This window comes from Rathayibacter sp. VKM Ac-2856, from assembly GCF_013205055.1.
GTDB lineage: Bacteria > Actinomycetota > Actinomycetes > Actinomycetales > Microbacteriaceae > Rathayibacter.
In genome coordinates this window covers 1,288,591-1,311,647 of record NZ_JABMLF010000001.1, presented here as the reverse complement: position 1 = coordinate 1,311,647, position 23,057 = coordinate 1,288,591, and the positions used below count along the sequence as shown (strand labels likewise).

Below are 23,057 nucleotides of genomic sequence, written 5' to 3'. Positions count from 1 at the left end.
GGGGCGCCGTTCAAGCGCTCCGCACCGGATGCTCAGTGTGCGGCCCGGCGCGGCGGGTGGACGAGGGGGCCCGCACCGCGCGGCGCAAGTGCCTGCGAGGGCCGGCGGCCGCCCGTACAGTCGATCGGACCACGCCGACCCGACCACGGCGAGGGTCCGGGACGGCGGTGGTCCGACGATCGAGGAGGCGCTCATGCGCGGCGAGGCGACGCTCTACACCGAGACGATCGCGACGGCGCCGTTCGCGCTGGCCGTGATCGCCGAGGCGACCGGCTCGCGGGTGGTCGGCGCGCGCACCGCGGACGCCCACGTGCCGCTCTACAGCGGACCGACCAGCGCGCGGGTCTCGGTGGCGGGCTTCGGCGACAGCGTGCCGATCGCCGTCGACGTCCGCGACGAGCGCGGGCAGGACGAGGCGCGGGCGGCGGCGCAGGCTCTCGGGCTCGAGCTGGCGGCCTACGCGGGGTGGACGATCACGCCCGGCTTCTGAGGCGGGCGGCGTCGCGCTCGGTCTCGGCGCGCACGCGGGCCAGGAAGTAGCGGCTCGGCGCGGTGCGCACGACCGTGGGCAGGGCGCGGTAGACGGCGAACGTGCGGGCCAGTGCGCGGTCGAAGCGCGCCTGCTGCCGCGCGCTCCAGCGGAAGCCGAACGGCGCGCGCAGCTCCGCCGGCAGCAGCCCCGCGGTGATCAGGCGCAGATACGGGCCGAGCGGGCGCAGCCACCAGGCCGCGAGTCCGCCGCCGAGCAGATCGCGGGCGACCCGGCGCGCGGCGGGCGTGACCTCGAGGCGGCCGAGCTCGCGCTCCCAGTAGGCGTCGAACGCCGCGCGCGAGGACGGCCAGAGCTCCTCGGGCATCTGCAGCGCGGTGCCGACGACGCGGGAGCGGTGCACGATCTCGTCCGCCTCCTCCCGGCCGAGCGGGCCGAAGGCGCCCTCGTGGAGCTGCAGCATCGACTGCGTGATCGTCGCGGCCACCCAGCGCTGCAGCTCCGGGTCGAAGGCGGTGTAGCCCGGGCCGCGGACCGGGCCGTGCGCGCGGTTCACCCGGCGCTGCACGGTCCGGAGGTCCTCGGGGCTGCCGAACTGGAGCGCGTAGAGGTAGGAGAGGGTGCCGTACAGTCGGCCGAGCGCGCGGTGCACGAAGTCGGAGTGCTCGGCGACGCCGGCGCCCACCGCGGGGTGCGCGATCTGCAGGAGGATCGCGCGGGCTCCCGCGACGAGGAAGACGCCCTCGCGGAAGACGTCGCGGTCGGCGGGGGCGCGCAGGGGCATCCCTCCACGGTACGCGGCGCGGGCGTCCCTCCCCAGCCGGCGATGCGCGCATCCCTGCACACTCCAGCCGCGGCACGGCGAGGGCTCGCGGGGTCCGGAGTAGAGTTGGCGCGGCCCAGAAAGAGTGCCGACACAGAACCGTGCCGAGACTCCGGACAGCGCGACCCTCCGACGGCGCGGATCCGGACAGCACGGACCTCCGGCGCCGTGGGCCGCACTCGGACTCGGAACGCAAGCGCGCTCGGCGCGGAATGGGAATGCAGCGTGGATCTCTTCGAATACCAGGCCCGTGATCTGTTCGAGAAGTACGGCGTGCCCGTGCTCCCCGGCATCGTCGCCGATACGCCGGAGGAGGTGCGCGCCGCGGCGGAGAAGCTGGGCGGCGTCACCGTCGTCAAGGCGCAGGTCAAGATCGGCGGCCGCGGCAAGGCGGGCGGCGTGAAGGTCGCGAAGACCGCGGACGACGCGTTCGAGGCGGCGAAGTCGATCCTCGGCCTGGACATCAAGGGCCACGTCGTCAAGCGCGTCATGGTCGCCGGCGGCGCGCGGATCGACCGCGAGTTCTACTTCTCGGTCCTGCTGGACCGAGCCAACCGCTCCTACCTCTCGCTCACCTCGTACGAGGGCGGCATGGAGATCGAGCAGCTCGCCGTCGAGCGCCCCGAGGCCCTCGCCCGCGTCGAGGTCGTCCCCGGCCAGGGCATCGACCAGGCCAAGGCCGAGGAGATCGCCCGCGCGGCGAAGTTCCCGGAGGAGCTGATCGCCAAGGTCGCCCCCGTGCTCGTGAAGCTCTACGACGTCTACACCGGCGAGGACGCGACCCTCGTCGAGGTGAACCCGCTCGTGCTCACCGAGGAGGGCGACATCGTCGCGCTCGACGGCAAGGTCTCGATCGACGAGAACGCCGGCTTCCGCCACCCCGAGCACGCTGCGCTCGAGGACAAGGACGCCGCCGACCCCCTCGAGGCCAAGGCCAAGGAGAACGACCTCAACTACGTGAAGCTCGACGGCGAGGTCGGCATCATCGGCAACGGCGCGGGGCTGGTCATGTCCACGCTCGACGTCGTCGCCTACGCCGGCGAGAAGCACAAGGGCGTCAAGCCCGCCAACTTCCTCGACATCGGCGGCGGAGCCTCCGCCCAGGTGATGGCGAACGGCCTCGACGTGATCCTCGGCGACGAGCAGGTCAAGAGCGTCTTCGTCAACGTCTTCGGCGGCATCACCGCGTGCGACGCCGTCGCCAACGGCATCCTGCAGGCGCTGGAGATCCTCGGCGACTCGGCGACCAAGCCGCTCGTCGTGCGCCTGGACGGCAACAAGGTGGAGGAGGGCCGCGCGATCCTCGAGGCCGCCGCCAACCCGCTCATCACCCTGGCCGCGACGATGGACGAGGGCGCCGACAAGGCCGCCGCTCTCGCCGCCGCGTAACGACCCCCTCGACTCAAGGAATCAGAGAACAAGCATGTCGATCTTCCTCAACAAGGACTCCAAGGTCATCGTCCAGGGCATCACCGGCGGCGAGGGCACCAAGCACACCGCGCTGATGCTCAAGGCCGGCACGAACGTCGTCGGCGGCGTCAACGCCCGCAAGGCCGGCACGACCGTCACCCACGGCGACGTCGAGCTGCCCGTCTTCGGCACCGTCAAGGAGGCCATCGAGGCCACCGGCGCCGACGTGTCGATCGCGTTCGTCCCGCCCGCCTTCTCGAAGGACGCCGTCATCGAGGCGATCGACGCCGAGATCGGCCTCCTCGTCGTCATCACCGAGGGCATCCCGGTGCAGGACTCGGCCGAGTTCTGGGCCTACGCGCAGGAGAAGGGCAACAAGACCCGGATCATCGGCCCGAACTGCCCCGGCATCATCACGCCGGGCGAGTCGCTGGTGGGCATCACCCCCGCGACGATCACCGGCAAGGGCCCGATCGGCCTCGTCTCCAAGTCGGGCACCCTGACCTACCAGATGATGTACGAGCTGCGCGACCTGGGCTTCTCGACCGCCATCGGCATCGGCGGCGACCCGATCATCGGCACCACGCACATCGACGCGCTCGCCGCGTTCGAGGCCGACCCCGAGACCAAGGCGATCGTGATGATCGGCGAGATCGGCGGCGACGCCGAGGAGCGCGCGGCCGACTTCATCAAGGCGAACGTCACGAAGCCGGTCGTCGGCTACGTCGCAGGCTTCACGGCTCCCGAGGGCAAGACCATGGGCCACGCCGGCGCCATCGTCTCCGGCTCCGCGGGCACCGCGCAGGCCAAGAAGGAGGCCCTCGAGGCCGCCGGCGTCCGCGTGGGCAAGACGCCCTCCGAGACGGCCGACCTGCTGCGCGAGGTCTACGCGGCGCTCTAGTCCGCCGCGCGTCCGGAACGGACGGGATCGCCCGCCTCACGCGGGGGTCCCGTCCGTTCCGTCGTCTCCGGCCGGGGGAGCGGTAGCGTGCAGTCGTGACCCGCCGCCTCGGACTCGACTTCCTCACCTTCGTGCCCTACCCGGACGGCCCCGAGCGGCCGGACGACGCGGCGCGCAGCCTCGAGGACGGACTCGCCCTCTTCGAGCTCGCCGAGCGGCTCGGCTACGACACCGGCTGGGTGCGCGTGCGGCACTTCGAGCGCTTCCTCGCCTCGCCGATGACCTTCTTCGCGGCGGCCTCGCAGCGCACTCGCCGCCTGCGGCTGGGCACCGCGGTGATCGGCGCCCGCTACGAGTCGCCGGTCCGGCTCGCGGAGGACGCGGCGACCGTCGACCTGCTCTCGGGCGGTCGGCTCGATCTCGGCGTCAGCAGCGGCTTCGCGCACCTCGCCTCCGTGTTCGACGGCGTCTTCGGCCAGGCCGAGCGCGAGTTCCGCGCCGAGGCGCAGGAGCGGATCGAGCGCCTGCGCGAGGCCCTCTCGGGCTCGGTGCTGGGCATCGCCGAGTCGGCGCTGATGTCGGTGCCGGTCGGCGATCCGCTCGTCCAGCAGCCGCATGCGCCCGGCCTGGCGGACCGGCTCTGGTACGGCGCCGGCACGACCGCGTCCGCCGTGCGCGCGGGCGAGCAGGGCATGCACCTCCAGGTCTCGACGCTGAACACGGAGGAGACCGGGCTGCCGTTCGCCGAGCAGCAGGCCGCGCAGATCCGCGCGTATCGGGCGGCCTTCGCCGCCGCCCACCCCGAGCGGACGTCCCGCGTCACGGCGGGGCGCATCGTGCTGCCGCTGACGGGTCCCGCCGACGAGGAGGCGCACCGCCCCTTCGTCGAGGGCTATCTCGCGCGGATGGACGACGACGGCCGGCCCCGCACGGCCGACCGCTCGATCATCGCGGCGCCGATGCGCTTCAGCCCGCTCCACCTCGGAACGGCCGACGAGATCGTCGCCTCGCTCGCCGCCGACCCGGCGCTCGCCGAGGCGGACGCGCTCACGATCACGCTCCCCGCGGTCGGCGGGGTCGAGTCGCACCGGCGGATCCTCGAGGTCGTCGCCGAGGAGATCGCGCCGCGACTCGGCTGGACTCCCGCGGCCTAGCTGCGGACGCGCCGCGCGAGCAGCAGGAGAGGCCGCTGGAGCAGGAGCAGCAGCAGCCACCACAGCCCGCCCGACGGCACGAGCAGCGCGAGCGCGAGGGCGAGGACGAGGAGCGTGACGGGGACGACGGCCGGGGCGAGGCGGACCGGCCCGGCGCCCTCGCGCAGCAGTTCCGGACGGAGCCGCAGCCGCAGCTCGATCAGCAGCAGCGCGCCGCTGATCACGATCATCGTGCCGATGTAGAGGCCGACCGTCGCGCGCGAGTCGGGCAGCAGCGCGATCGCGCTCGTCGCGAAGGGCAGGAACGCGATCCCGATCAGCCAGAGCAGGTCGAGCCAGACCAGCCCCGCGTCGTAATCACCGGCGAGCTCGAAGATCCGGTGGTGCGGCATCCAGAACACCGCGATCAGCGTGAAGGAGAGGGCGAAGGCGAGCACCGAGTCCAGGTGCTGGCCGAGCACCGCGCCCACCCCGCCGCCCTCGCGGCCGATCTCGGGGGCGAGCTCGACCAGCGGCAGCACCAGGATCGTGATCGCGATGGCCACGGTCGCGTCCGAGAAGTTCACGATGCGGTCCAGGCCCCGCTCGGTGCGCGTGGGCCGGCGCGCCTCGCTCCGGCGTCCGCGGTGCACCAGGCGCTCGATCGGACCGGAGAGCAGGAGCAGCAGCAGCGCGAGCATGTTCACCGCGGGCACGGCGACGGCGAGCACGAGTGCGACGAGCAGGATCGAGATCACGATCAGCGATCGCGCGGAGGATCGCTGCGGTGCGATCCCGGGGGCGAGCAGCGCGGGGTCGCGCCGCAGGACCAGCTGCATCGCCAGGGTCGCGGTGCTCGCGACGATCATCGTGCCGATGTAGAGCGCGAACACGGTCGGATCGGTGTCGAACGCGTTCGAGAGCAGGTTCGCCGCGAACGGCAGCAGCACGATCGAGGCGAGCCAGACGAAGTTCACCGCGACCAGCGCGGGGGAGTACCGGGCCACGCCCTCGACGACCGCGTGATGCACCAGCCAGAGCCGGCCGATCACGGCGAAGGTGATGACGAACGCCGAGAGCGTGCCCCAGTGGCCGGCGAGCAGCGCGCCGAGATCGCTCGCGCCGCCCTCCTCGACCACGTCGACGAGGGGGAGGACGAGGAAGGTGATGGCGATGGCGACCGTGGCGTCGGTGAAGTTCACCAGCCGATCGAGGCCGCGCTCGGTGCGGTCGCCGGTCGTCGTCACGGCTCGACCCTAGGGGACGGCACGGCCGGCGGCTCCGGTGGATCTCGATGCGCCCGCGGTGCGGGCTGCTCGATCAGCAGGAGGCACCCGCGTGCCGACGGGCCGCGCAGATCGAGCGGCCGCTCCGATGCCGGTCGAGCCGCCCCGGAGGGACGTATCGAGACCCGCCCACCTCGGCACGGAGGAGGAGCCGGTCCGCGCTCGCCCGGGGCGTCGCTGAGCCGCCGCGGGCGGGGCCGCCGATAGGCTCGACAGGCTCATGAACCGGATCACCGTCGCACTCCTCGCCGCCTTCGACGCCGCGCTCTCGGCGCTGATCGGCCTCGCGATCCCGCTCGTGCCGCTGACGATCCTCTGGGCCGTCCAGTACGACACGGCCGTCGACTGGAGCGTCTTCTGGCGGGTCGCCGCCGACGCCTGGCTGCTCGGCCACGGCGCGGACCTGCAGGCCGCCTTCGCCCCCGACTCCCCGCTCGCGCTCGGGCTGCCGGGCGGCGGGCAGCCGTTCGCGATCACTCTCGCCCCGCTCGCCTTCGCGCTCCTCGCGGTCCTGCTCGGGGCCCGGACGGGCCGGCGCGCGCAGGAGTCGCCCTACCGGCTCCTCGGCATCGGCTCGGCGATCGCCACCTACCTCCTCGTCGCTCTGCTGGTGACCCTCGGTGCGACCGCCGACGTCGCACGGATCGACGTCCTCCAGGGCACGCTGCTGCCGCCGCTCGTCTTCGCCCTCGGCGTGGTGATCGGGGCGGCGACCCACTCGGCCCGCAGCGGCGAGCGCGATCCGATCGGCGACTTCGCCGAGCGGTCGCTGCACCGCCTGCCCGAGCCGGCCGCCCCGCTCATCCTCGTGGCGCTGCGCGGCGGGACCCTCGCGGCAACCGCGGTCGTCGGCGCCGCCGGAGTGCTCGTGGCGGTGCTGCTGCTGGTCGACTACGCCGCCGTCGTCGCGCTCTACGAGGGCCTCGGCGGCGAGGCCCTGGGCGGACTCGCGCTGACGCTCGGGCAGCTGGCGATCCTCCCGAACCTCGTGATCTGGGCGGCGAGCTGGCTGATCGGGCCGGGCTTCGCGCTCGGCGCCGGCTCGTCGGTCGCGCCGGCGGGGACACTGCTCGGGCCGATCCCGTCCATCCCGGTGCTCGCCGCGCTGCCGCAGGGCGAGCTCGCCTTCGCCTTCCTCGGCCTGCTGGTGCCGCTGCTGGCGGGCTTCGCGGCTGGCTGGCGGTTGCGCGCCGCGGTCGTCGAGGGCCTCGACGGCCGGTCGCTGCTGCGCTGGGGCGCCGCCGCGGCGGGCGGCATCGGCCTGGTCGGCGGTCTGCTGCTCGGTCTGCTCGCCTGGTTCTCGGCGGGAGCGGCGGGGCCGGGGCGTCTCGCCCAGGTCGGCCCGGATCCGCTCCTGGTCGGCGCCCTCGCCGCGCTCGAGCTGGCGCTCGCCGCCGGTCTCGGCCTGGCCTCGGGCCGCGTCCGTCGCGGCTGAGCGCCGGTGGTCGCCGCCGGGGCGTCCCCCTAGACTTGCGCAGTGCTGAAGTTGGTCGTCCTCATCTCCGGCGGTGGCTCGAATCTCCGCGCGCTGCTCGAGGCGACGCGCGACGACCGCTTCCCCGCCCGCGTCGTCGCGGTCGGCAGTGACACCGATGCCGACGGCCTGCGCCACGCCGAGGTGCACGGCGTGCCGTCCTTCGTCGTCGCCCCCGGCGCCTTCGCGTCCCGCGACGCCTGGGGCGCGGAGCTCCTCGAGCAGATCCGCGGCTGGCAGCCCGACCTCGTCGTCTGCGCCGGCTTCATGCGCATCCTCCCGCCCGTCGTCGTCGACGCGCTCAGCCCGCGGATGATCAACACGCACCCCGCCCTGCTGCCGCTCTTCCCCGGCGCGCACGCCGTCCGCGACGCGCTCGCCGCCGGCGCCACCGAGACCGGAGTGACGGTGCACGTCATCGACACCGGCGTCGACACCGGCCCGGTCATCGCCCAGGAGAGCCTCGCCGTGCTCCCCGGCGAGAGCGAGACCGCGCTGCACGAGCGCATCAAGACCATCGAGCGTCGTCTGCTGGTGCAGACGGTGCTCGACATCGCCCACGGAACCGTCGATCTCGAGGAGCTCGCCCGCGCATGAGCATCACCGCCCACGACCCCAGCAGCTACGACGACCGCGACGTCGTCCCCGTCCGCCGGGCGCTGATCTCGGTCAGCGACAAGACCGGACTGCTCGAGCTCGCCTCGGCGCTGGCCGGCGCCGGCGTCGAGCTGGTCTCCACCGGCTCCACCGCCGCGACCATCCGCGAGGCCGGCCACTCCGTGACCGACGTGTCGGCCGTCACCGGCTTCCCCGAGTCGCTCGACGGCCGGGTGAAGACCCTGCACCCGGGCGTGCACGCGGGCATCCTCGCCGACGTCCGGCTCGCCTCGCACCGCGAGCAGCTCGAGCAGCTCGAGATCGCGCCGTTCGAGCTCGTCGTCGTGAACCTGTACCCGTTCCGCGAGACCGTCGCCGGCGGTGCCGACGCCGCGACCGTGGTCGAGAACATCGACATCGGCGGCCCGGCCCTCGTCCGCGCCTCGGCGAAGAACCACGCCAACGTCGCGATCGTCGTCGACCCCGCCGACTACTCCGGCATCGTCGCCGCGCTCGGCACCGGCGGCACGACCCTCGCCGCCCGCCGCACCCTCGCCGCGCGCGCGTTCGCGCACACCGCCTCCTACGACTCCGCCGTCGCCGCCTGGTTCGCCGGGCAGGAGGCGGGCGGCGAGTCGGAGTTCCCCGGCTCGGTGGAGATCCGAGGCACTCGCCAGCAGGTGCTCCGCTACGGCGAGAACTCGCACCAGAAGGCGGCGCTCTACGTCTCGCCCGACGGCACCGGCATCGCCCAGGCGCGCCAGCTGCACGGCAAGGAGATGTCGTACAACAACTACGTCGACGCCGACGCGGCCGTCCGCGCCGCCTACGACTTCGTGCTCCCCGCCGTGGCGATCATCAAGCACGCCAACCCCTGCGGCATCGCGATCGCCGGAGCGAAGGCGATCGACCCGATCGCCTCCGCGCACCGCCGCGCCCACGAGTGCGACCCGGTCTCCGCGTTCGGCGGCGTCATCGCGGCCAACCGCACCGTCACCCTCGCGATGGCCGAGACGGTCAAGGAGATCTTCACCGAGGTCCTCGTCGCCCCCGGCTTCGAGCCCGAGGCGCTCGAGGTGCTGAAGACCAAGAAGAACCTGCGCCTGCTGCAGCTGCCCGACTTCTACGCCCCCGTCGAGACCGAGTTCAAGCAGATCTCCGGCGGCATCCTGCTGCAGGAGCCGGACCGCTTCGTCGGCGGCCCCGGCGAGGTCAGCTCCGGCTGGGAGCTCGTCGCCGGCGAGCCCGCCGACGCCGACACGATGCTCGACCTCGAGTTCGCCTGGAAGGCCTGCCGCGCCGTCAAGTCCAACGCGATCCTGCTCGCCAAGGGCGGCGCCTCCGTCGGCGTCGGCATGGGCCAGGTCAACCGCGTCGACTCCTGCCACCTCGCCGTCTCCCGAGCCGGTGACCGCGCCCCCGGCTCCGTCGCCGCCTCCGACGCGTTCTTCCCCTTCGCCGACGGCCTCGAGGTCCTCCTCGCGGCCGGCGTCAAGGCCGTCGTCCAGCCCGGCGGCTCCGTCCGCGACCCCGAGGTGATCGAGGCCGCGAAGCGCGCCGGCGTCACCATGTACACGACGGGGGAGCGGCACTTCTTCCACTGAGCGCCGCAGGCGCTCAGTGGGCGCTGTCTTCCACGCCGCTCCCTGCGCGGCGTGGCGCGGTCGGCTTCTCGGGGTGGTGCGTTCCGCAGAGCGGGGCGCGTCGGCCGCCGCGGGAATCGCTTGGCACGCGATCCCCGCCGCGCGGCCTCTCCCTTCGGGAGTCGGAGTCGAGGGTCCCACCCTCCAGAAGTCCCGGTAGTCGGGCGCGACTACCGCAACTCCTGCAGAGTCGGTGGACGTCGGTCCGAACGCGCTGCGCGAGTCCCCAGAAGTTGTCGTAGTCGAGCGTCGACGACGACGACTTCTGCGTTCTCGAGGACGGAGCGAGTGGTCGCGAGGCCACCCTCCAGAAGCTGCGGTAGTGGGTCGCGAGTACCGCAACTTCTGCAGAGTCGGTGGCGGTGGGCGCGTCGGTGCTGCGCGAGTCTCCAGGAGTTGTCGTAGTCGCGCGTCGAGGACGACGACTTCTGCGTACTCGGGGAGGGAGCTCGTGGTCGTGAGGCCATTCTCCACAAGTTGCGGTAGTGGGGCGCGAGTACCGCAACTTCTGCGGAGCCCGTCGGGGTCGGGGCGGACGCGCTGCGCGAGTCCTCGAAAGTTGTCGTAGTCGAGCGTCGAGGCCGACGACTTGTGCGTACTCGGGGAGGGAGCTCGTGGTCGCGAGGCCATCCTCCGGAAGTTGCGGTAGTCGGGGGCGAGTACCGCAACTTCTGCTGACTCGGTGGGCGTCGGGGCGGACGCGCTGCGCGAGTCCCCAGAAGTTGTCGTAGTCGAGTGTCGAAGACGACGACTTCTGCGGAGTCGGTGGGCGTCTGGGCGAACGCGCTGCGCGAGTCTCCAGAAGTTGTCGTACTCGGGCGTCGACTACGACAACTTCTGCGTACTCGAGAGGACGCGGGTGGACGCGGGGCCATCCTCCGGAAGTTGCGGTAGTGGGAGGCGAGTACCGCAACTTGTGCGGGGTCGGCGGGGGAGGGGCGGCGGCGCGGCTCTCAGACGGCTGCGAGGGGGTGGCCAGGGGGCGCGAGGGTGCGGGCGCGTAGGGTCTCGGGGTGCCCAACGACTCGATGCAAGACGCGCCGAACGCCCGGATCGACCCGAACCCCGCCACCGGCCCGACCGTGGGGCGGCGGCTGCTGACGGCGCTCGCGGCAGCGGCGGCCACGGCGATCGCCGCCCACCTCGCCAACCTGCTCGCCTTCTTCATCGGCAACCAGCTGCAGCCGACGTCGATCCCGCAGGTCAACGCGTACTTCCTGCTCTCGAGCGTCCTCGCCTTCGTCGTGGTGCTCGTCCTCGCGGCGGCCGGCCTGCTCGCACGCGCCTGGACGGCCGCGATCGTCGGCCTGATCGCCGGCCTCGTCGGCGCCGTCTTCGGGACCCTCGTGCAGGCCAGCGCGACGGGCACCCCGATCACCGGCGAGGTCTGGGGCTCGATCGTCGCGACGTTCGGCGGCCTCAACCTCGTCTTCCTGCTCGCCTTCGTGATCGCCGCCGCCACCCTCGGCCACCGGATCGCGGTCGCCTCGACGCCCCGCAGGCACACCGCGACCACCCCGCGCTCCGCCGCCGCTCGCCGGGAGCGCCGCATCGCCCTCATCCGCCAGCCCGCGGACGACCTCGACGCCGGCGAGCTCACGCACCTCGAGCGCGTCCCCGTCGACCGGGTGACGGCGCTGCAGCAGTGGGAGGAGTACGTCGACGCACTCGAGGAGGCCGGCTGGGAGACCGTCCAGGTCCCCACGGCGCCCGCGATGCCCGACTCCGTCTTCCTCGAGGACGCGCTGCTCGTCGTCGACGGCCACGCGATCCTCACCCGTCCGGGCGCCGAGTCGCGCCGCGGCGAGGTCGCCGGTGCCGAGGAGGCCGCTCGCGCCCTCGATCTGACCGTGCACCGCATCGAGGCGCCCGGCACCCTCGAGGGCGGCGACGTCCTCCGCGTCGGCTCGACCGTCTACGTCGGCCGCGGCGGCCGCACGAACGCGGAGGGCGTCGCCCAGCTGCGGGGCCTGCTGCGCCCGCTCGGCCTGCGCGTCGTCGCGGTGCCGCTCACTCGCGCGCTGCACCTCAAGAGCGCCGTCACCGCGCTCCCGGACGGCACCGTCATCGGCTGGGAGCCCGTCGTCGACGAGCCGCGGCTGTTCCCGTCCTTCCTGCCGATGCCGGAGGAGGGCGGCGCCCACGTGGTGGTGCTCGACCCGGACACCCTGCTGATGGCGGCGTCCGCACCCCGGAGCGCGGAGCTGCTCCGCGACCTCGGCTACCGCGTCGTCACGGTCGACGTCTCGGAGTTCGAGAAGCTCGAGGGCTGCGTGACCTGCCTCTCCGTCCGCGTCCGCTGACCCTGCACCGTCCAGGCGCAGCGGGGTGAGGACGCGCGATCGGAGCGTCGCGGCGGAGGGCGGTGGACGTCGTCGACCGACCGGGTATAGCCTGCAAGGCTGTCCCGAGCCCGTCACGGGCCGACGGCATCCCCGCCCCCGAGTGCTTCCGCGCGAGGGCTCCGTCCTCCGTCGCGAAAGCCCTGCACCGTGCTCGCACAGTCCTCTCCGTCCACCGCGCCGAAGCGTCCGAACACGCTCCGGACTCTGCTGCGCCTGGTCCCCTTCGTCGGGGACGCGCTGCCGCGCCTGACCGGCGGCATCGCGGTCGCGCTCGTGGCGAGCCTCGTCTCGCTCGCGATCCCGATCGTGCTGCAGCAGCTGGTCGACGGTCCGCTCGGCGACGGAGCGACCGCGGCCGGCTCGGGTGACCTCGGCCCGCTGATCGGCCCGGTCGTCGTCGTGCTGCTGCTCGGCGTGCTCGAGGCCGTGGCGATCGGGCTGCGCCGCCGGATGGTGCTCACGCCGAGCACGCGCGTCGAGGCGCGGATGCGCACCGCGCTCTACCGCCAGCTCCAGGACCTGCCCGTCTCGTTCCACGACCGCTGGCAGAGCGGGCAGCTGCTCTCGCGCGCCATGACCGACCTCAGCCTCATCCGCCGCTGGATCGCGTTCGGCTTCGTGCTGCTGGTGGTCAACGCGCTGACGATCGTCGTGGGCTTCGGTGTCCTCGTCTACTGGAACCCGATCCTCGGCGCGCTGTTCGTCGTCTGCTCGATCCCGGTCTGGATCTACGGCTTCGCCTTCGAGAAGCGCTACTCGCTCATCGCCCGCCGCAGCCAGGACCAGGCGGGCGACCTCGCCACGACCGTCGAGCAGTCGGTGCACGGCATCCGCGTCCTCAAGGCTTTCGGCCGCCACCAGCACGCGCTCGCCGGCTTCGCCGACCAGGCCGAGCGGCTGCGCGGCACCGAGGTGGAGAAGGCGAAGGCCATCGCGGGCATCTGGGTGGTCCTGCTGCTCATCCCCGACATCGCCTTCGCGCTCTGCCTCCTCGCCGGCGTCTGGCTCGCGGCCGACGGGCAGCTCAGCGTCGGCGAGCTGTTCGCGTTCTTCGCCACCGCGACCGTGCTGCGCTGGCCGGTGGAGTCGATCGGCTTCCTCCTCTCGATGACGTTCGACGCGCGCACCGCCGTCGACCGCTACTTCGAGGTGATGGACAGCCGGAACACGATCACCGACCCGGAGTCGCCCGAGACGATCGCCCGGCCGCTCGGCAGAGTGCGGTTCCGCGACGTGCACTTCGGCTACCAGGACGCGCCCGAGCGCTTCCCCGACCTCCTCGACGGTGTCGACCTCGAGGTCGAGCCCGGCGAGACGATGGCGCTCGTGGGCCTCACCGGCTCCGGCAAGACGACGCTCACCGCCCTGCTGCCGCGGCTGTACGACGTGACCGGCGGAGCGATCGAGATCGACGGCGTGGACGTGCGTCGGCTCCGGCGCGACGAGCTGCGCTCGCACGTCGGCATGGCCTTCGAGGACGCGACGCTCTTCTCCACCTCGGTGCGCGAGAACGTGCTGCTCGGTCGGCCCGACGCCTCCGAGGCGGAGCTGCTCGAGGCGCTCGAGATCGCCCAGGCCGACTTCGTGCACACGCTGCCCGACGGACTCGACACCACCGTCGGCGAGGAGGGGATGAGCCTCTCCGGCGGCCAGCGCCAGCGGCTCGCCCTCGCGCGCGCGATCGCCGCGCGGCCCACGGTCCTCGTCCTCGACGATCCGCTGTCGGCCCTCGACGTGGACACCGAGGCGCGGGTGGAGAAGGGCCTGCGGCGCGTGCTCGGCGACACCACGGCGCTGATCGTCGCGCACCGGCCGTCGACCGTCGCCCTGGCCGACCGTGTCGCCCTCCTCGAGGAGGGCCGCGTCACGGCCGTCGGCACGCACACCGAGCTGCTCGCGCGCAGCCCGCACTACCGCTTCGTCATCTCGAGCCTCGAGGAGGACGAGCTCACCCGCCCCCGCGGCACCGAGCGCGTCGGCTCCCGCCCGCGCGCGGAGGGCGACCGGACCGATGCGTCCGGGATCGCGACGACCGACCTGACCGACCTGACCGAGCTGGAGACCAGATCATGAGCACGCTCGGATCGACCGAGGAGCGCGACGACCTCACCCGCGCCGAGTCCGCGGCCCTGCGCCGCCGCTCGCTCGCACTGCTGGGCTCGCTGCTGCGGCCGCTGCGGATGCGGCTGGTGCTGACCGCGGTGGTCGTCGTCGTCTCGACGGCCGCCCAGGTCGCCGGGCCGGCGCTGATCGCGCTCGGGATCGACAACGGCCTGCCCGCCGTGCTCGACGGCGATGCGACGCCGCTCGCCCTGACCGTCGTCGCCTACGTGCTCACCGGCGTCATCGGCGCGGTCCTCGTCGCCTGGTACACGGTGCTCTCGGCGCGGGTCAGCCAGGCGATCCTGATCGATCTGCGCAAGCGCGTCTTCCTGCACACGCAGAAGCTGAGCCTGGAGTTCCACGAGAACTACACCTCCGGCCGGATCATCTCCCGCCAGACCAGCGACCTCGACTCCATCCGCGAGCTGCTGGACTCCGGCATCAACCAGCTGGTGCAGGGCGCGCTCTACATGGGCTTCGTCGCGATCGCGCTCGTCTCGCTCGACGGGGTGAGCGGTCTCGTCCTCGCCTGCTCGCTCGTGCCGCTCGCGATCCTGACCCGCTGGTTCCAGAAGCGGTCGCAGTCGCTCTTCCGCGGCACCCGCGTCGCCTCCTCCCGCCTGATCGTGCAGTTCGTCGAGACGATGACGGGCATCCGCGCCGTGCAGACGTTCCGCACCCAGGAGCGCAACGAGTCGGCCTTCGGCGTCGTCGTCGAGCGCTACCGGGTCGCCTACAAGAAGGTCTTCGGCGTCTTCGGCACGTTCGATCCCGGACTGGTCCTGATCGGCAACGTCACGATGGCGGCCGTGCTCTTCTTCGGCGGGATGCGGGTGCTCGACGGCGGTCTCGAGATCGGCGCTCTGCTGGGCGTGCTGCTCTACACCCGCCGCTTCTTCGCGCCGGTGCAGGAGATGGCGATGTTCTACAACTCCTACCAGTCGGCCGCGGCCGCGCTCGAGAAGATCTCCGGCGTCCTGGCGGAGGAGCAGAGCGTGCCGGATCCGGCTCACCCGGTCGATCTGCGCGAGGCGCGCGGGGCGCTCGGCTTCGAGGGCGTCCGCTTCGCCTACACGGCGGACCGCGAGGTCCTGCCGCGCTTCGACCTGCGGATCCCCGCCGGGCAGACCATCGCACTGGTCGGCTCGACCGGCGCCGGCAAGTCGACCCTGGCGAAGCTGATCTCCCGCTTCTACGACCCGACGGACGGCGTGGTGACGCTCGACGGCGTCGACCTCCGGCAGCTGCACCCGAAGGATCTGCGCCGCGCGATCGTGATGGTGACCCAGGAGGCGTACCTCTTCTCCGGTTCCGTCGCCGACAACATCGCGATCGGCCGGCCCTCCGCGTCCTACGACGAGATCGTCGACGCCGCCAAGGCGGTCGGCGCGCACGCGTTCATCCAGGCGCTCCCGGACGGCTACGACACCGACGTGAACAAGCGCGGAGGCCGGGTCTCGGCGGGCCAGCGCCAGCTGATCTCGTTCGCCCGCGCCTTCCTGGCCGACCCGGCGGTGCTGATCCTGGACGAGGCGACGTCCTCGCTCGACATCCCGAGCGAGCGCCTGGTGCAGACGGGTCTGCAGACGCTGCTCGCCGACCGCACCGCGGTGATCATCGCGCACCGGCTCTCGACGGTCGCGATCGCCGACCGGGTGCTGGTGATGGAGCACGGCCGCATCGTCGAGGACGGGACGCCGGAGGCGCTCATCGCGGGCGAGGGCCGGTTCGCCACGCTGCACGCGGCCTGGCGCGACTCCCTGGTCTGAGCCGGAGCGGCTGCCGCGGTCAGGGCGTCCAGCGCGCCGCGCGGACGTCGACGCGGTAGCCGCCCGCCGTCGTGACGAGGGGCGTGCCCTCGCTGTCGTAGTGCTCGCGGGCGCGGTCCTCGTGCCCGATCGCAGGGGCGCCTCCGGAGCGGACGACGCGCCACCAGGCGACGTCGGAGCCGTAGCGGGCGAGCACCGTGCCCACGGCGCGGGCCGCCCGGGTGCCGAGCACCGCGGCGATCTCCCCGTAGGCCATCACGCGACCCGGAGGGATCGCCTCGACGACGGCGAGCACCGCGGAGACGAAGTCCGCGGGGTCCGCGTCGGCCGGGCCGTCCGCAGGGCGATCGCTCAACGCTTCACCGCTCGGCGCTTCAGCACTCGGAGCTTCGGAACTCAGAGCTTCAGCGCCCCGATGTTCTCGCCGTAGGGGGTCTCGCCGATGACCTCGAAGCCGATCCAGCGGAAGAACTGCTCGGGACCGTCGACGCCGGACTCCCAGATGACGGTGAGGGTGTCGAAGCCGCGGGCGCGCGCCTCGTCGGCGGCGGCGCGGACGGCGAAGGTGCCGACGCCGCGGCCCTGCTTCGCCGCGTCGATGTTGATCCGCCAGATGCAGCTGCGGAACTCCTCGGGCGCCTCGGTGTCGAAGTGCGCGTGGATGAAGCCGACGAGCTCGTCGCCGTCGAGGACCGCGCGCTGCCAGGCGGCGCCCGGATCGATCACGGCGGCGGCGGCGGAGTAGGACTCGGGGGCGACGAACTGCTCCTGACCCGGTTTGAGGCTCAGTCCGTTCACGGCGGAGATGTTCGCGGCCGACAGCTCTTCCAGGCGGAGGTCACTCATGCGGCCAATCTAGCGGCCCGGCCCGGGGGCGGTCATCCTCCTCTCGGACGAGCGTCGCGCGGTGAACGGCGCCGGGCGCCGCCTCGCGCAGAACTGTCTCGACGTCGAGACAGTTCCGGCCTCGGGTAGGCTGGTCGAGGCCGTCTGGAGCGGCCGCGGAGCCACCCGTCCCTCGCAGCAGCGGGGCGGTGCAACGAGACCCTGGGAGTGCAATGTCGAAGATCAAGGTTGAAGGAACGGTCGTCGAGCTCGACGGCGACGAGATGACGCGGATCATCTGGCAGAAGATCAAGGACACCCTGATCCACCCGTACCTCGACGTGAACCTCGAGTACTACGACCTCGGCATGGAGTACCGCGACCAGACCGACGACCAGGTCACGATCGACGCGGCCCACGCCATCCAGAAGCACGGCGTCGGCGTCAAGTGCGCGACGATCACGCCCGACGAGGCGCGCGTCGAGGAGTTCGGCCTGAAGAAGATGTGGAAGTCGCCCAACGGCACCATCCGCAACATCCTCGGCGGCGTCATCTTCCGCGAGCCGATCATCATCTCGAACATCCCGCGCCTGGTGCCGGGCTGGAACAAGCCGATCATCATCGGCCGCCACGCCTTCGGCGACCAGTACCGCGCGACCGACTTCGTCTTCAAGGGCAAGGGCACGCTCACCGTCGAGTTCACGCCCGAGGACGGCTCGGAGCCGATGAAGTTCGAGGTCTACAAGGCCCCCGACGACGGCATCGCGCAGGTCCAGTACAACCAGGACGCCTCGATCCGCGACTTCGCGCGCTCCTCGCTCAACTACGGCCTGACCCGCAACTACCCGGTCTACCTCTCCACGAAGAACACGATCCTCAAGGCCTACGACGGCCGCTTCAAGGACATCTTCGAGGAGATCTTCGAGACCGAGTTCAAGGAGCGCTTCGAGGCCGCCGGCCTCACCTACGAGCACCGCCTCATCGACGACATGGTCGCCTCGGCCATGAAGTGGGAGGGCGGCTACGTCTGGGCCTGCAAGAACTACGACGGCGACGTCCAGTCCGACACCGTCGCGCAGGGCTTCGGCTCGCTGGGCCTCATGACCTCCGTCCTCTCCACGCCGGACGGCAGCGTCGTCGAGGCGGAGGCGGCGCACGGCACCGTCACGCGCCACTACCGCCAGCACCAGGCCGGCAAGCCCACCTCGACGAACCCGATCGCCTCGATCTACGCCTGGACGCGCGGCCTCGCGCACCGCGGCAAGCTCGACGGCAACCAGGAGCTCATCGACTTCTCGCTGACCCTCGAGGACGTCGTCATCAAGACGGTCGAGTCCGGCAGCATGACGAAGGACCTCGCCCTGCTGGTCGGCCCCGACCAGGCCTGGCAGACCACCGAGGAGTTCCTCGCCACGCTCGACGCCAACCTCAAGGCGCGCATGGCGGGCTGACCTCCCGCTCGCACGAACGGCTCCGGCTCGCGGGGATCCTCGGATCCCGCGGGCCGGAGCCGTCTCCGCGTGCGGGGCGCGTCAGAGGACGCGGGCCAGCTGCTCCATCGCCGCGGCGGGATCGTCGCCGATCGGCACGAGCACCGTGCTGGCCGCCCCCGCGGCGTGCAGCTCGTCGATCCGCGCGCGAGCCGTCTCCGGAGTGCCGACCACGGCGAGGCGGTCGACCCACTCGTCGGGCAGGTCGCGGACGAAGGCGGCGCGGTCGGCGCTCCGGGCGCGCAGCTGCGCGAACTCCTCGGCGAAGGGCAGCGGCTCGAGGTGCGGCGCCCAGTCCGGCTCGCCGATCCACTCCAGTCCGGGCCGCACGGCCGCGCGCGCGGTGCCCGCGTCGTCGGCCACCGCGGCCACGTTGTACGCGACGACGCGGCCGGGCGTCCCCATCTGCTCCCGGGCCCGCGCGAGGTACTCCGGCGCGACCGGCTCGGCGAGGATCGCGCCGTCGGCGATGCGGCCGGCCAGCTCGAGCGAGCGCGGTCCGCGGACACCGGCCAGCAGCGGCGGCACGGTGCTCGGCGGCGACTCGAGCCGCAGCCCGTCGACGTGCACGTAGCGGCCGTCGCGGGTCACCTCCTCGCCCGAGAGCAGTGCGCGGATCGCGTCGAACTGCTCGGCGAGGAGCGTCAGCGGACTCTTCGGCCAGACGCCGAGTCCGCGCATCCAGCCCGGCATGCCGTGGCCGATGCCGGCGTGCACGCGGCCGGGGAACAGCTCGGCGAGGGTGCCGAGCTCCATCGCGGTGAAGGCTGCGGTGCGGACGGCGGCGGGCAGGATGCCGATGCCGACGACGATCCGCTCGGTCGCGGCGAGCACGGCGCCGGCCTGGGCGATCCCGCCGCGGAAGCCGAGGTCCTCGACGACCCACAGCTCGTCGAAGCCGAGCGCCTCGGCGCGGCGGGCGTAGGGGAGGACCGCCGAGGCGGGGAGGTCGCGGGGGAGCATGACGCCGACGGCGGCGTCGGGATTCGGGGTGCGCATGCCGCCAGCGTAGGACCGGGCGGGTGCGGTCCCCGAAATGGGGGCAGCGGGATCCCCGGGGATCGCACGGCGCTGTCCCCCGAATGAGGACTTCGTTACCTGTTCGTAACAGAGCCGAGCGATCGAAATCGTAGGGTCGACTCTGTGCGGGATCCGATCCGGTTCCCAGCCACTGTGAGTAAAGGACATCGATTGCCGCTTCACTTGTCCCACCGTCCACCCGTCCGCCGCGCTGAGAAGCGCATCCTCGCCGGCCTCGCCGCCCTCGGCATCGCCGCCTCGGGCGCCTTCGCCGTCCAGGGAGCATCGGCCGCCCCGCTCGTCGGCGGGGCCGCTCTCGTCGGCGGACTCTCGATCCCGCAGACCTTCGACGACGGCGACTACGTCGTCACCCTCGTCGAGCCGTCCGCCGCCGTCTACGAGGGCACCGACGCCCGCTTCGCCCGCACCGCTCCGGAGGCCGGCGCTCAGCTGCAGGCCCGCTCGGCACCGGTGGAGGACTACTCCGCGCACCTCGAGCAGCGGCAGCAGGACGTCGCCGCCGCCGTCGACGCCGCGATCGGCTACCACTACACGGTCGCCCTCAACGGCTTCTCCGCCTCGCTCACGGCCGCGCAGGCCGGCGAGCTCGCCGCCCGCAAGGACGTCGCGCAGGTGCAGGAGGTCGAGGATCTGAAGCTCGACCGCGCCACCGCGTCGACGACCGCCGCTCCCGCCGCGGCGGACGCGGGCATCCCCGTCCCCGACACCGGTCAGGAGTCGTCCACGAGCTTCCTCGGCCTGGAGGGCGACGGCGGCGTCTGGGACACCGTCGGCGGTGTCGACGAGGCCGGCGAGGGCGTCGTCGTCGGAGTCATCGACTCCGGCATCGCGCCCGAGAACCCGTCGTTCGCGGGCGCTCCGCTCGCCACCTCCGCGGGTGCCGCTCCGTACACCGACGGCACGACCGTCACCTACCGCAAGTCCGACGGCACCACCTTCGCGGGCTCCTGCTCGCCCGGTCTCGCCGCGGCCCAGCAGTGGGACGGCGACGAGTGCAACCAGAAGCTGATCGGCGCCCGCTGGTTCCTCGGCGCGAACGAGAAGGCCGGCTCGCCGGACAACCCCGAGTACCGCTCGCCGCGCGACGCGGACGGCCACGGCTCGCACACCGCGAGCACGGCCGCCGGCAACGCCGACGTCGAGGCCTCGGTCGACGGCTACGACTACGGCATGATCTCCGGTGTCGCTCCCGCCGCCAAGGTCGCCGCCTACAAGGTCTGCTGGAACGGCGACGTGAACGGCACCGACGACGACGACTACTGCTCGGGCACCGGCATCCTCGCCGCCATCGACGCGGCCGTCGCGGACGGCGTCGACGTCATCAACTTCTCGATCGGCGGCGGCTCCGCCGTCTCGACGCTGACCCCCTACGACCAGGCGTTCCTGAACGCCGCGGCCGCGGGTGTCTTCGTGGCCGCCTCGGCCGGCAACTCCGGCCCCGGCGACTCGACCCTCGACCACGCCTCGCCGTGGTACACCACGGTCGCGGCCTCCTCGATCCCGACCTACACGGCCACCGCCACCCTCGGTGACGGCCGGGCCTTCGTCGGCGGATCGATCTCCGTGCACGACGACGTCACCGGACCCCTCGTGAACAGCGCCGACGTCGTCGTCGCCGGGACCGAGAACCCCGACATCTGCGCGCCGGGCTCGCTCGACGCCGCGAAGGTCGCCGGCAAGATCGTCGCCTGCACCGCCGGCACGACCGCGCGCGTCTCGAAGTCGGCCGAGGTCGACCGGGCCGGGGGCATCGGCATGCTGCTGCTCAACCCGTTCCCGAACGCCCTGCACGTCGACGACCACTCGGTCCCGAGCATCCAGATCGACTCGCAGGCCTACGACGCGATCACCGCGTACGCCGGCACCGCCGGTGCGACCGCGACGCTGACCGAGGGCAACGCCACCGGCACCGAGATCCCGGTCCCGCAGGTGGCGGGCTTCTCCTCCCGCGGACCCGCTGAGGCGGACGGCGCGGACGTGCTGAAGCCCGACATCACGGCGCCCGGCGTCGCGATCCTCGCCGACAGCTTCAACGCCGAGGGCGACGACCCCGCCTTCGCGTTCGAGTCCGGCACGTCGATGTCCTCCCCGCACATCGCGGGCCTCGCCGCGCTCATCCTCGGCGTGACCCCGAACGCGTCGCCGTCGTCGGTCAAGTCGGCCATGATGACGACCTCCTACGACAGCGTCGACCAGTCGGGCGCCGCGTCCGAGGACGTCTTCGCCCAGGGCGCCGGACACGTCGACCCGACCGCGTTCCTCGATCCCGGGCTGCTCTACGAGAGCGGCCCGAGCGACTGGATCGCGTTCCTCAAGGGCGCCGGCTACGTCTTCGCCGACCCCGAGCTCAACGCCGTCGAGGCGATCGACCCGTCCGACCTCAACCAGGCCTCGATCGCGATCGGCGCCCTGGCAGGCACCCAGACGGTCACCCGCACGGTGACCTCGACCGAGGCCGGCAGCTACACCGCCGACCTCGACATCCCCGGAGTCGACGCCGTCGTCTCGCCGTCGACGCTCTCCTTCACCGGAGCGGGTCAGACCGCCGAGTACACGGTGACCTTCACGCGGACGGACGCCGAGCTCGCCGAATTCGCGACCGGCTACCTCACCTGGTCGAGCGCCGACCACGAGGTGCGCAGCCCCGTGGCCGTGCGCCCCGTGCTGCTGGACGCGCCGTACGAGGTGTCGGGCTCCGGCTCGACCGGCTCGACGAGCGTCGAGATCGTCCCCGGCATCGACGGCGCGCTGCCGCTGACGCCGAGCGGTCTCGCGGTGGGAGTCCTCGCCGAGGACGAGACCGCGGCGGACGGCCACACCGGCACGCTGCCCGAGGGCGAGACGTTCGAGACGACCGTCACCGTCCCCGAGGGCACCGGGTTCGCCCGCTTCGACCTCGACTCGCTCGACGACACCGCCGACCTCGACCTGACGGTCTCGCGGATCGTCGACGGCGAGCCGGTGGCCACGGCGACCAGCGCGACCGGCTCGGCCGACGAGCGGGTCGACCTGGCCGCGCCCGAGGCCGGGGAGTACCTGGTCTCGGCGGACATCTACGCGGTGGGAGCGGACCCGGAGGCGACCTTCGACCTCCGCAGCTTCCTCATCTCGGCCGAGGGCGGCGAGGGCTCGCTGAGCACCGCGCCCGAGACCGTCGACGCCGTCCTGGGCGAGCCGACGAGCTACTCCGTCTCCTGGACCGGCCTGGCCGGCCCGGCGCAGTACCTCGGCAGCATCGCCTACGCCGACTCGGGTCTCTCGACCCTGGTCAGCGTGGATGTGACGGAGGCCTCGACGCCGGCTCCGACCGGGACGCCGACGGCGACCCCGACGGCCGAGCCCACGGCGACCCCGACCGCGGGACCGACGGCGACGCCGGCTCCCACCGGGACGCCGACCGCCGGACCGACCGCCGGACCGACCGCGCCTCCCGCGCCGACGTCCACGCCCACCGCCGGACCGGGCGCGCCCGGCCACGGCTCGGGCGGCCTGCCCTCCACCGGCTTCGGCGGCGGACTGCTCGGAGCCGGCGCCCTCGCGCTGATCGGCGCCGGAGCGGTCCTCACGGGCCTGCGACGCCGCGCCCTCGCGCAGCGTGAGGCGGGCGCGGCGGAGTAGTCCTCCGCCGACCGTCGCGACGGTCGTCCCGCTCGCCCCTCCGGGGGCGGCGGGGCGGCCGTCGCTCGTCGCGCGCGGCTCTCGGCACCATGCTGGTCGAGCAGCCCCG

Annotated in this window: 17 protein-coding genes; 12 read left to right on the top strand and 5 right to left on the bottom strand. The window is 72.8% G+C overall.

Going from position 1 to position 23,057, the window contains the following annotated elements:
• Positions 1-193: 193 nt before the first annotated feature.
• Positions 194-490: a hypothetical protein gene (locus tag HQQ82_RS06055; protein ID WP_160087704.1), complete on the top strand. Its 297-nt coding sequence runs from the start codon at positions 194-196 to the stop codon at positions 488-490.
• Here HQQ82_RS06055 and HQQ82_RS06050 read toward each other — a convergent pair.
• On the bottom strand, positions 474-1,274 hold the full coding sequence (locus HQQ82_RS06050; protein WP_173232091.1) for an oxygenase MpaB family protein: 801 nt from the start codon (positions 1,272-1,274) through the stop codon (positions 474-476). The two genes, HQQ82_RS06055 and HQQ82_RS06050, sit on opposite strands and share 17 nt — an antisense overlap.
• Positions 1,275-1,538: 264 nt before the next feature.
• On the opposite strand from HQQ82_RS06050, the gene sucC reads away from it, so the two are divergent.
• From sucC to HQQ82_RS06035, 3 genes are all read left to right on the top strand, one after another.
• Positions 1,539-2,702, top strand: coding sequence for an ADP-forming succinate--CoA ligase subunit beta (gene sucC, locus HQQ82_RS06045; RefSeq protein WP_123445112.1), 1,164 nt, complete (start codon positions 1,539-1,541; stop codon positions 2,700-2,702).
• 34 nt (positions 2,703-2,736) lie between these two features.
• Complete coding sequence (gene sucD, locus HQQ82_RS06040) at positions 2,737-3,624, top strand: succinate--CoA ligase subunit alpha (RefSeq protein ID WP_123445113.1); 888 nt, start codon at positions 2,737-2,739, stop codon at positions 3,622-3,624.
• A 95-nt stretch (positions 3,625-3,719) separates the two neighbouring features.
• Positions 3,720-4,778, top strand: a complete 1,059-nt coding sequence (locus HQQ82_RS06035; RefSeq protein ID WP_173232090.1) for an LLM class flavin-dependent oxidoreductase — start codon at positions 3,720-3,722, stop codon at positions 4,776-4,778.
• On the opposite strand, the gene HQQ82_RS06030 is transcribed toward HQQ82_RS06035, so the two are convergent.
• Positions 4,775-6,004: a TMEM175 family protein gene (locus HQQ82_RS06030; RefSeq protein ID WP_173232089.1), complete on the bottom strand. Its 1,230-nt coding sequence runs from the start codon at positions 6,002-6,004 to the stop codon at positions 4,775-4,777. The genes HQQ82_RS06035 and HQQ82_RS06030 overlap by 4 nt on opposite strands.
• Positions 6,005-6,263: 259 nt before the next feature.
• On the opposite strand from HQQ82_RS06030, the gene HQQ82_RS06025 reads away from it, so the two are divergent.
• The 6 genes from HQQ82_RS06025 (at position 6,264) to HQQ82_RS06000 (ending at position 15,974) form a co-directional block, all read left to right on the top strand.
• A complete protein-coding gene (locus HQQ82_RS06025; protein WP_173232088.1) occupies positions 6,264-7,478 on the top strand; it encodes a DUF6350 family protein in 1,215 nt (404 codons plus the stop codon).
• Between the two features lie 42 nt (positions 7,479-7,520).
• The gene (gene purN, locus HQQ82_RS06020; protein WP_173232087.1) at positions 7,521-8,114 is read left to right on the top strand and encodes a phosphoribosylglycinamide formyltransferase; all 594 of its coding nucleotides are present in this window, start codon (positions 7,521-7,523) and stop codon (positions 8,112-8,114) included.
• Positions 8,111-9,718, top strand: a complete 1,608-nt coding sequence (gene purH, locus HQQ82_RS06015; RefSeq protein WP_173232086.1) for a bifunctional phosphoribosylaminoimidazolecarboxamide formyltransferase/IMP cyclohydrolase — start codon at positions 8,111-8,113, stop codon at positions 9,716-9,718. Before purN ends, purH begins: the two co-directional genes overlap by 4 nt.
• Before the next feature lie 1,052 nt (positions 9,719-10,770).
• Positions 10,771-12,060, top strand: coding sequence for a dimethylargininase (ddaH, locus tag HQQ82_RS20280; RefSeq protein ID WP_367947833.1), 1,290 nt, complete (start codon positions 10,771-10,773; stop codon positions 12,058-12,060).
• Between the two features lie 189 nt (positions 12,061-12,249).
• On the top strand, positions 12,250-14,175 hold the full coding sequence (locus HQQ82_RS06005; protein WP_173232085.1) for an ABC transporter ATP-binding protein: 1,926 nt from the start codon (positions 12,250-12,252) through the stop codon (positions 14,173-14,175).
• On the top strand, positions 14,172-15,974 hold the full coding sequence (locus HQQ82_RS06000) for an ABC transporter ATP-binding protein (RefSeq protein ID WP_173232084.1): 1,803 nt from the start codon (positions 14,172-14,174) through the stop codon (positions 15,972-15,974). The genes HQQ82_RS06005 and HQQ82_RS06000 overlap by 4 nt, the downstream gene beginning before the upstream one ends.
• Before the next feature lie 19 nt (positions 15,975-15,993).
• Here HQQ82_RS06000 and HQQ82_RS05995 read toward each other — a convergent pair whose 3' ends face one another.
• Positions 15,994-16,329, bottom strand: coding sequence for an MGMT family protein (locus tag HQQ82_RS05995; RefSeq protein ID WP_173232083.1), 336 nt, complete (start codon positions 16,327-16,329; stop codon positions 15,994-15,996).
• Positions 16,330-16,370: 41 nt separating this feature from the next.
• Positions 16,371-16,820, bottom strand: a complete 450-nt coding sequence (locus HQQ82_RS05990) for a GNAT family N-acetyltransferase (RefSeq protein WP_173232082.1) — start codon at positions 16,818-16,820, stop codon at positions 16,371-16,373.
• 212 nt (positions 16,821-17,032) lie between these two features.
• On the opposite strand from HQQ82_RS05990, the gene HQQ82_RS05985 reads away from it, so the two are divergent.
• Positions 17,033-18,250, top strand: coding sequence for an NADP-dependent isocitrate dehydrogenase (locus HQQ82_RS05985; RefSeq protein ID WP_173232081.1), 1,218 nt, complete (start codon positions 17,033-17,035; stop codon positions 18,248-18,250).
• Between the two features lie 81 nt (positions 18,251-18,331).
• Here the strand turns inward: HQQ82_RS05985 and HQQ82_RS05980 are convergent, their stop codons facing one another.
• Complete coding sequence (locus HQQ82_RS05980) at positions 18,332-19,288, bottom strand: LLM class flavin-dependent oxidoreductase (protein ID WP_173232080.1); 957 nt, start codon at positions 19,286-19,288, stop codon at positions 18,332-18,334.
• 204 nt (positions 19,289-19,492) lie between these two features.
• Between HQQ82_RS05980 and HQQ82_RS05975 the strand changes: the two genes are divergently transcribed.
• Positions 19,493-22,948: a S8 family serine peptidase gene (locus tag HQQ82_RS05975; RefSeq protein ID WP_173239156.1), complete on the top strand. Its 3,456-nt coding sequence runs from the start codon at positions 19,493-19,495 to the stop codon at positions 22,946-22,948.
• The last annotated feature ends 109 nt before the right edge of the window (positions 22,949-23,057 follow it).

Excerpts from the sequence above, each read along its gene's own strand:
- HQQ82_RS05985 (WP_173232081.1), top strand. The coding sequence starts at position 17,033 with ATGTCGAAGATCAAGGTTGAAGGAACGGTCGTCGAGCTCGACGGCGAC.
- HQQ82_RS06050 (WP_173232091.1), bottom strand. The coding sequence starts at position 1,274 with ATGCCCCTGCGCGCCCCCGCCGACCGCGACGTCTTCCGCGAGGGCGTC.
- HQQ82_RS06055 (WP_160087704.1), top strand. The coding sequence starts at position 194 with ATGCGCGGCGAGGCGACGCTCTACACCGAGACGATCGCGACGGCGCCG.
- HQQ82_RS06000 (WP_173232084.1), top strand. The coding sequence starts at position 14,172 with ATGAGCACGCTCGGATCGACCGAGGAGCGCGACGACCTCACCCGCGCC.
- sucD (WP_123445113.1), top strand. The coding sequence starts at position 2,737 with ATGTCGATCTTCCTCAACAAGGACTCCAAGGTCATCGTCCAGGGCATC.
- purH (WP_173232086.1), top strand. The coding sequence starts at position 8,111 with ATGAGCATCACCGCCCACGACCCCAGCAGCTACGACGACCGCGACGTC.
- HQQ82_RS05990 (WP_173232082.1), bottom strand. The coding sequence starts at position 16,820 with ATGAGTGACCTCCGCCTGGAAGAGCTGTCGGCCGCGAACATCTCCGCC.
- HQQ82_RS06025 (WP_173232088.1), top strand. The coding sequence starts at position 6,264 with ATGAACCGGATCACCGTCGCACTCCTCGCCGCCTTCGACGCCGCGCTC.
- HQQ82_RS05980 (WP_173232080.1), bottom strand. The coding sequence starts at position 19,288 with ATGCGCACCCCGAATCCCGACGCCGCCGTCGGCGTCATGCTCCCCCGC.